Source organism: Erythrobacter fulvus (assembly GCF_028595285.1).
Lineage (GTDB): Bacteria > Pseudomonadota > Alphaproteobacteria > Sphingomonadales > Sphingomonadaceae > Erythrobacter > Erythrobacter fulvus.
In genome coordinates this window covers 283,436-291,474 of sequence record NZ_JAQQXQ010000005.1, presented here as the reverse complement: position 1 = coordinate 291,474, position 8,039 = coordinate 283,436, and the positions used below count along the sequence as shown (strand labels likewise).

The window sequence follows — 8,039 nt, the reverse complement described above, 5'->3', positions numbered from 1 at the left end:
ATCTCCGCTTCACGCAGCTTGCCGATGATCTCTTCCGGCCTGTGCTTCCTTGCCATTCCATTCCTCCTTCGTGACCAATTCTAAAATAGAAATTGGGCCACTCAGAAGGGGGCAGATCAGGTAACGGGAACCAGTCTCGTTGCCCAGAGGATAGCGCAGTCCCATCCGACTACCGTGATGCCGTTATCGTTCCAATTAGGGTCACCCGCTCGGCGGCTAGTAGGAATTTTAAGATGGAAGGGAAGGCCGACATGCAAGTCTCGTTTCGCGGATTTCGGGCGAAAGCCTCATTTTCCTTCAAGGCGGGCCGCGCATGCAAAAACGTGCCAAACTCGTTTGGCGCGCCGCAGCAGTTTTCCTGGCGCTAACTGTTGCGTGTTCGCCTCTGGCGATGCTCACGGAGTCAGCCGATCTGATCGGTGTGGCGAGTGAGCAGGACGGCGAAGCACTGGGCGGCGCAAGCACTCAGGGCCTCGCGGGTAACGGGAACCAGTCTCGTTGCCCAGAGGATAGCGCACGTCGGATGGGTCGATAAGAGCGGGGCCCAGAGACTTCGGGGGCAATTATCACCGACTTCCTCGGATTTGTGCGAAAGCACGGCAACCTCAAAAAGTCTTGGCAAGTTATCAAGACGAATGGCCGTCGCTCATCATCGCCCTATGTTCGAGATGACAACGAGAAATTCGGTCAGTTGGAAGACGCCAACATCCGTTCAATCTCGGCGAAAATCCAGCATGGAACTTACAAGTTTTCGAGCGCCAGAGGAGTGGCCGTCGAAAAGCCGAACAAACCCGGAAGCGTTCGCCCGATTGTAATTCCACGAGCTTCGGATCGGGTCGTTCAAAGATGTATCCTCGACGCGTTGATCTCGGACTTGGCAATTCAAGCGACGGCCTTTCACCCTAGGAGTTTTGGAGGAATTCCGAAACGCGAAGGCGAGAAGCTGGCTGGGGTGCCTGCAGCGATATCTGCTGTGCTAGAAGCCCTCTCGCGCGGCCTTACCCATGTTGTCGTAGCCGATATATCCAGCTTCTTCTCTTGCATACGCAAATCAGACGCCATCAATTTAATCGAAAAGCATTCAAGCGACTCAAAATTTAACACGCTATTTCGTGATGCCATCAAGGTCGACTTAGAAAATCACGAGAAACTCTGGAAATACAAAAACTTATTTCCCTACGGTGATGTCGGCGTGGGCCAAGGGATGTGCCTATCGCCATTCTTGGGAAACTTGGTCCTAAGTGAATTTGATCAAGTTATGAACGACGGCGACTGCGTGTGCATCCGTTATGTAGACGACATAATTATTATCGCGCCATCGGGTAAAGCAGCATCGGCTCGCTATAGAAAAGCCAAAACTTTGCTTGGCAGATTAGGCATGAATTTTTCGGATGAAAAATCCTCAACTAAGCCGATCGAGGCCACCCAGCCGTTTGAGTATCTTGGAATCGAATTCAGTAACGGCCTACTCCGACCGTCCAGCAAGTCACGCATCAGTATATCTAGGAGGGCCGCCGAAGTAGCAGCAAAATCTCTCCAATCGATGCGGAGTGCAAAACAAATTAAGGATTTTTCAGACGAATATTCGATTCCAAAAACCTTGAATAAGATATCAGGGATGTCACGAGGCTGGGCCAATCACTATAGATTCTGCAATGATTTAGAGACTATAAAAAACGTAGATCGTGCACTTTCAAGGATTTATACAAAATATGCGAAAGATGCGGTCGATTTGGCGAATTTGCGAATGGCCTCAAGTAACGTCGAACTCGCAACAGCGTTTCTAGGTTACAAAGGTCTTTCGGGTATTGAATTCTCTCCTTTAAAATGGTCAATCGATAGAAGCGCGAACGTTTAGTCAGGCTTTTTCATTTCGCCAACAACGGCTCCAAATACCGCCCCGTAAACGACCGCGCCTCCTTCACCACCTCCTCAGGCGTCCCCTCAGCCACAATCTCCCCGCCGCGCACCCCGCCCTCCGGCCCCAGATCGATAATCCAGTCCGCGGTCTTGATCACGTCGAGGTTGTGTTCGATCACCACCACCGAATTGCCGCCCTCCACCAGCCGGTGCAGCACTTCGAGCAGCTTGCGCACATCCTCGAAATGCAGGCCGGTGGTCGGCTCATCCAGAATATACAGCGTCTGTCCGGTGCTGCGGCGGGCGAGTTCCTTGGCGAGTTTCACCCGCTGCGCCTCGCCGCCTGACAGGGTCGTCGCCTGCTGGCCGACCTTGACGTAGCCGAGGCCGACCTCGTTCAGCATCCGCATCTTCTCGCGGATCGGGGGGACAGCCTTGAAGAACTCCTCGGCGTCCTCGATCGTCATGTCGAGCACGTCGGCGATCGAGTGGCCCTTGAACTTCACCTCCAGCGTTTCGCGGTTGTAGCGGCGGCCGTGGCATTCCTCGCAGGTGACGTAGACATCGGGGAGGAAGTGCATCTCGATCTTGATGAGGCCGTCGCCCTGGCACTTCTCGCAGCGGCCGCCCTTGACGTTGAAGCTGAAGCGCCCCGGCTTGTACCCGCGCGCAAGGCTTTCGGGCAGGCCCGCGAACCAGTCGCGGATCTGGGTGAAGGCGCCGGTATAGGTGGCGGGGTTGGAGCGCGGGGTGCGGCCGATGGGCGACTGGTCGATCTCGATCACCTTGTCGCAATATTCGAGGCCGGTGATTTCGTCATGCGCGCCCGCGATCACCCGCGCGCCGTTGAGCACCCGCGCCGCGCCCGCCTGCAACGTGTCGATGGTGAGCGAGGACTTGCCGCTCCCCGAAACGCCGGTGATGCAGGTGAAGGTGCCCAGCGGGATGGTGGCGGTGACGCCCTTCAGGTTGTTGGCGCGCGCGTTCTTCACGGTGATGAAGTGCCCGTTGCCCTTGCGGCGCTGCGCCGGCACGTCGATCTTGCGCTTGCCGGTGAGGTAATCCGCGGTGAGCGATCCCTTGGCCTTGAGGATCTGCTTGAGCGTCCCCTGCGCCACCACCTCGCCCCCGTGCACGCCCGCGCCCGGGCCGAGATCGACGATGTGATCGGCGGCGCGGATGGCGTCCTCGTCATGCTCCACCACGATCACGGTGTTGCCGAGATCGCGCAGGCGCTTGAGGGTTTCCAGCAGCCTGTCATTATCGCGCTGGTGGAGGCCGATGGAGGGTTCGTCGAGCACGTAGAGCACGCCCGACAGCCCGCTGCCTATCTGGCTGGCCAGACGGATGCGCTGGCTCTCGCCCCCCGACAGGGTGCCGGAGGTGCGGTCGAGGTTGAGGTAGTCGAGCCCCACATTGTCGAGGAAGCCCAGCCGCTCGTTGATCTCTTTCAGGATGGCTTTGGCGATCTGCGATTGCTGGTCGGTCAGCTGCGCGTCGAGCTTGAGGAACCACGCCTTGGCATCGGCGACGCTCATCTGGACGGGCGTGGCGATGTCGGTGCCGGCGACCTTTACGCTGAGCGCCTTTTCGTTGAGGCGCTTGCCCCCGCAGACTTCGCAGGGTTGCGCGGTCTGGTACTTGGAGAGTTCCTCCTGCATCCACGCGCTTTCGGTCTGCATCATGCGGCGGTTGAGGTTGCCGATGACGCCTTCGAAGGCCTTGTTGACGGTGTATTCGCGGCGGCCGTCCTTGAAGGTCAGCGGCACCGGCATCCCGCCTGTGCCGTGGAGGATGATGAGCTTCTGGTCGGGCTCCAGATCCTTCCACGGGGTGGTGAGATCGAAGCCGTAGGCCTTGGCGAGGCTGGCGAGCACCTGCATGTAATAGGGCGACGGCGGGTTGGACTTGGCCCAGGGCACTACCGCGCCCTGTTTGAGGGTGAGCGCCTCGTTCGGGACGACCAGCTGCGGATCGAAGAGCTGCTTCTCCCCGATCCCGTCGCAGGCCGGGCACGCGCCTTGCGGGGCGTTGAAGGAGAACAGGCGCGGTTCGATTTCCTCAATGGTGAAGCCGCTGACTGGGCAGGCGAATTTCTCGGAAAAGACGATGCGGTTGGCCGGGAGCCCCGCGCCCTTCATCGCGCCGCCCTGCGCCTCCGCCTCGCGCCCCGGCACCACGCCTTCGGCGAGATCGACATAGGCCAGCCCCTCGGCCAGCTTCAGCGCCTGTTCGAAACTGTCGGCAAGGCGGGTCTCGATGCCCTCCTTCACCGCGATACGATCGACCACCACTTCGATGTCGTGCTTGAATTTCTTGTCGAGCGCGGGGGCATCCTCGATTCCGTAGATCTCCCCGTCGATCCGCACGCGGGTGAAGCCGCTGCGCTGCCATTCGGCCAGCTCCTTACGGTATTCGCCCTTGCGACCGCGAACCACCGGCGCGAGCAGATAGAGCCGCGTGCCTTCGGGCAGCGCCATCACCCGGTCGACCATCTGGCTGACGGTCTGGGCGGAAATCGGCTCTCCCGTGGCGGGCGAATAGGGCACGCCCACCCGCGCCCACAGCAGGCGCATGTAATCGTAGATCTCCGTAACGGTCGCCACGGTCGAGCGCGGATTACGGCTCGTCGTCTTCTGCTCGATCGAGATCGCCGGGCTGAGCCCGTCGATATGCTCGACATCGGGCTTCTGCATCATTTCGAGGAACTGGCGCGCATAGGCGGAGAGCGACTCTACGTAACGCCGCTGCCCTTCGGCATAGATCGTGTCGAAGGCGAGGCTCGACTTGCCGCTGCCCGACAGGCCGGTGACCACGATCAGCGCATCACGCGGCAGATCGATATCGATGCCCTTGAGGTTGTGTTCGCGCGCACCGCGCACGGAAATGGTGGTGAGGCTCATGGGCGTGACGTGTTCCGGAAATGTTCGCAAAGGTCAAGGCGCAGACGGGGCTCGCCGCGCTCTGTCACCAGATGGTCGGCAGGCCCCGCGATTGCAACGGGCCGCGGGGGCTTCGGGTTCCTGCCGGATGCACAGGCTTTTTCCGGTAAATGACGGGTTGAGCGCGTTCCGGAAGGGACGAAACTTGCAAGCGGGTTTCGCGGTCGCGTGAAAGGAATGGGAGCGATGCCGAAACGTACAGGACTTTATGCGGCGGTGGCCGCCTGCGAGACCGGTGACTTGACCCGTTGCGCGCCCTCGCAAACCCGCTGAATAGCCGACCGGGAATTTTAAATCGATTATTCTCAGTTGGTTAATTAATTTTTTCAGTGCCCTACAGAAAATCTGTAGTCGCCAGACCGGCCCTGCTGCGCCATTGAGATCCGGCATCCGCAATCTCCGGCCGGGTCCCTTGCAGGGTCGCAACCTGGCATCAAAATACACGGAGATGGGCCGGGATCGGTCGTGGTTTTTGGCTAGCCCCAAGGCTTTCCACGACATCCCGGTCCACCGCCGGTGCGGCTATCACTTGCGTTTTGACCCGCTCGCCAGAGCCCGCGCGCCGGGCTCGCCCAGCCATTGCGCCGAAACGCCCCAAACCTGTGCGATGACTTCGGGGGAGAGCGCCGTTTCGGGTGCGCCGTCGATCACCAGCCGTCCGCCATCGAGCACCAGCACACGGTCGGCGTGGTTCATCGCCAGCGCCAGATCGTGCACCACCACCACCACGCCCTGCCCCGCCCTGGCGCAGTTTCGCAGGTGCGCGACGAGCGCGAGCTGATGCGCAAGGTCAAGCGCGGCGAGCGGTTCGTCGGCGAGCACCCAGCGCGGATTTCCTGCCAGCACCCGCGCCAGCAGCACGCGCGCCCGCTCGCCCCCCGACAGGCGGCTTGCCGGACGTTGGCGCAGGCCTTCCAGCGCGAGCGCGGCAATCGCCGCTTCGATCGCTTCTGTCCCGCGATCGCGCCATGGCATACGGCCCAGCGCGACAAGGTTCTCCACCGCCACGTCCCACGCGATATCGGACGCCTGAGGGAGATAGCCGATAGCTTGCGCCCGGGTCCGTGGAGGCATGTCGGCAAGGTTGCTGCCATCCAGCGTCACCTGCCCTGACGCGGGCGCAAGCAGGCCCGCAAGCCCGAGCAGTAGGCTGGACTTGCCCGCGCCATTGGGCCCGACAATGGCGGTGATGGTGCCCGGTTCGAGCCGCGCCGAGAGGTTGTCCACCACCCGCGCCCCGCCACGCACCAGCGAAAGCCTGTCCGCCGCCAGCATCTAGAGCCGCCCCCGCCGCATCTTGATAAGCAGCCACAGGAAGAACGGCGCGCCGATCAGCGACAGCGCGATGCCCAGGCGCAGTTCGGTAACCAGCGGCAGGATCCGCACGATAGAGTCGGCGGCAAGCACCAGACAGGCGCCCGCAAGCGCGCTCGGCAGGATCAGGCTCGACGGCAGACGATCGGTCAACGGGCGCACCAGATGCGGCACGACAAGGCCGACAAAGCCGATGATCCCCGCCACCGCCACACCCGCGCCGACAGTCAGGCCCACGCCCGCCACCAGCAGCAACAGCAACCGCGCCGGATCAAGCCCGAGCGATCGTGCCGCTTCCTCGCCCAATGTCAGCGCGTCGAGGCTTCTGGCGGCAAGAGCCAGCACCGTGATCCCGGCGGCGACCAGCGGCGCAGCAATGGCGACTTCGCGCCATGATCGATCAGTCAGCGCGCCATTGAGCCACATGACGATCTCCGACAGGGCAAAGGGATTGGGCGCGAGCGTGATCGCCAGTGCGGTGAGCGCGCCGGCAAGGCTCGCGATCATCAGGCCCGCCAGCGTGAATAGCGCGATCCCGCCCCCGGCCCCGGTTTGTGCATCGGCCGCGGCGCGCCCTGCGATGAGGGCCAGCGCCGCCATGCCCGCGCCCGCTCCGGCAAGTGCCAGCACCGGCAGGCTCCATGCACCCCAGGCAGGCGGGATCAGCGGCGCGAGCCAGAAACTCGCCACCGCGCCCAGCGCCGCCATCGGCGCGATGCCGAACAGGCCGGGATCGGCTAGCGGGTTGCGCAAATAGCCCTGCATCGCCGCTCCAGCCGCGCCCAGCCCCGCGCCGACCACCACCGCCAGCATGGCGCGGGGCAGACGCAGTTCGGCAAGGATCAGTGCGGCGTTCGGCCCGCTGGCTGCAACATCAAAGGGATCGATCCATGCGCGCCCGGCCAGCAGCGAGAGCGGCAAAAGCACCGCCAGCAGCAGCGCAAAGACCACGCTGGCGCGGTTCATGGCTGCATCTCCTCGCTCAAGGTTCCCAGCCGCTCGCCCAGCGCAATCACCGTAGGCCCGCCGCAGAACAGCAGACCGGGCGCCAGCGGTTCGACCCGCGTGCCGGAAAGGTGCTTCAGCAAGGGATGGCGCTGGCCCGTGCTGTCACCGGCCACCAGCAGCAATTCGGGCGGGTCGGCAAGCACGGTTTCGAGCGCGACGAAATCGGCCTGCCCCAGCCCCATCGCCGCCGCATGGTTGGCGAAGCCGTGCGTGCGCAGCATTTCCGCCACAAGCGTCGCCTCGCCCGGCACGATCTCTCCCGGCTGCCACAACAGGGTGGAAACCCGTCGAGCATCGCGGGACGGCTGCGCAGCATGCTGCATGCCGCGCACCAGCCATTCACCTTCAGGCTCGCGACCGGCTAGCGCCGCCACTTCGCGCACTTGCGCAATGCTTCCAGCTACGGTCGTGGGGCTGCCGAAGGTCTCCACACGCAACCCTGCCCGCTCCAGCGCGGCCCGTGTCGGTTGCGGGAGGAAGATCGAGGCGAGCACCAGATCGGGCTGGAGCGCGATCACCTCCTCCGCGGTGCCACCGGTCACGCCGTAGCGCGCCGCTACTGCCGCCGGGACCGAGCTGGAGCCCGGATCGCGGCTGTAGTGCGACAGCGCCAGCACCTGCTTCGGCTGCGCGACTTCGACGAGAATCGCATCGAGGCAGGGATTGAGGCTGACGATGGTCGGCCCGTCCGGATCCTCGCCTCCCGGTGCAGCAGAGGGTGCGCAGGCGGCAGCAAACAGCGCCAGCAGCGCGGCGAGGCTGCCGCACGCGCGCACGGTGCCAGTCGTGTCCCGATCCCTCGCCATGTCCGCTGCCCGCGATAGGGCGGCGCCGGACAGCGCGCAAGCATCGGGCCACTGTGCCGGTCAGACATGGCCGCACCGCTGTCCGGAAACGGGACGGCCCGCCGGGGCC

The 8,039-nt window shown here is 63.0% G+C and carries 5 protein-coding genes; 1 reads left to right on the top strand and 4 read right to left on the bottom strand.

Going from position 1 to position 8,039, the window contains the following annotated elements; all coding sequences use genetic code 11:
- Positions 1–691: 691 nt before the first annotated feature.
- A complete protein-coding gene (locus OIK40_RS08770; protein ID WP_273677868.1) occupies positions 692–1,858 on the top strand; it encodes a reverse transcriptase domain-containing protein in 1,167 nt (388 codons plus the stop codon).
- Positions 1,859–1,868: 10 nt separating this feature from the next.
- Here OIK40_RS08770 and uvrA read toward each other — a convergent pair whose 3' ends face one another.
- The 4 genes from uvrA to OIK40_RS08750 form a co-directional block, all read right to left on the bottom strand.
- Complete coding sequence (uvrA, locus tag OIK40_RS08765; protein ID WP_273677866.1) at positions 1,869–4,763, bottom strand: excinuclease ABC subunit UvrA; 2,895 nt, start codon at positions 4,761–4,763, stop codon at positions 1,869–1,871.
- Positions 4,764–5,327: 564 nt separating this feature from the next.
- Entirely contained in the window at positions 5,328–6,077 is a 750-nt protein-coding gene (locus OIK40_RS08760) for an ABC transporter ATP-binding protein (protein WP_273677864.1), read from the bottom strand.
- Positions 6,078–7,082: a FecCD family ABC transporter permease gene (locus OIK40_RS08755; RefSeq protein ID WP_273677862.1), complete on the bottom strand. Its 1,005-nt coding sequence runs from the start codon at positions 7,080–7,082 to the stop codon at positions 6,078–6,080.
- Entirely contained in the window at positions 7,079–7,930 is an 852-nt protein-coding gene (locus tag OIK40_RS08750) for an ABC transporter substrate-binding protein (protein WP_273677860.1), read from the bottom strand. The genes OIK40_RS08755 and OIK40_RS08750 overlap by 4 nt, the downstream gene beginning before the upstream one ends.
- Between the last annotated feature and the right edge of the window lie 109 nt (positions 7,931–8,039).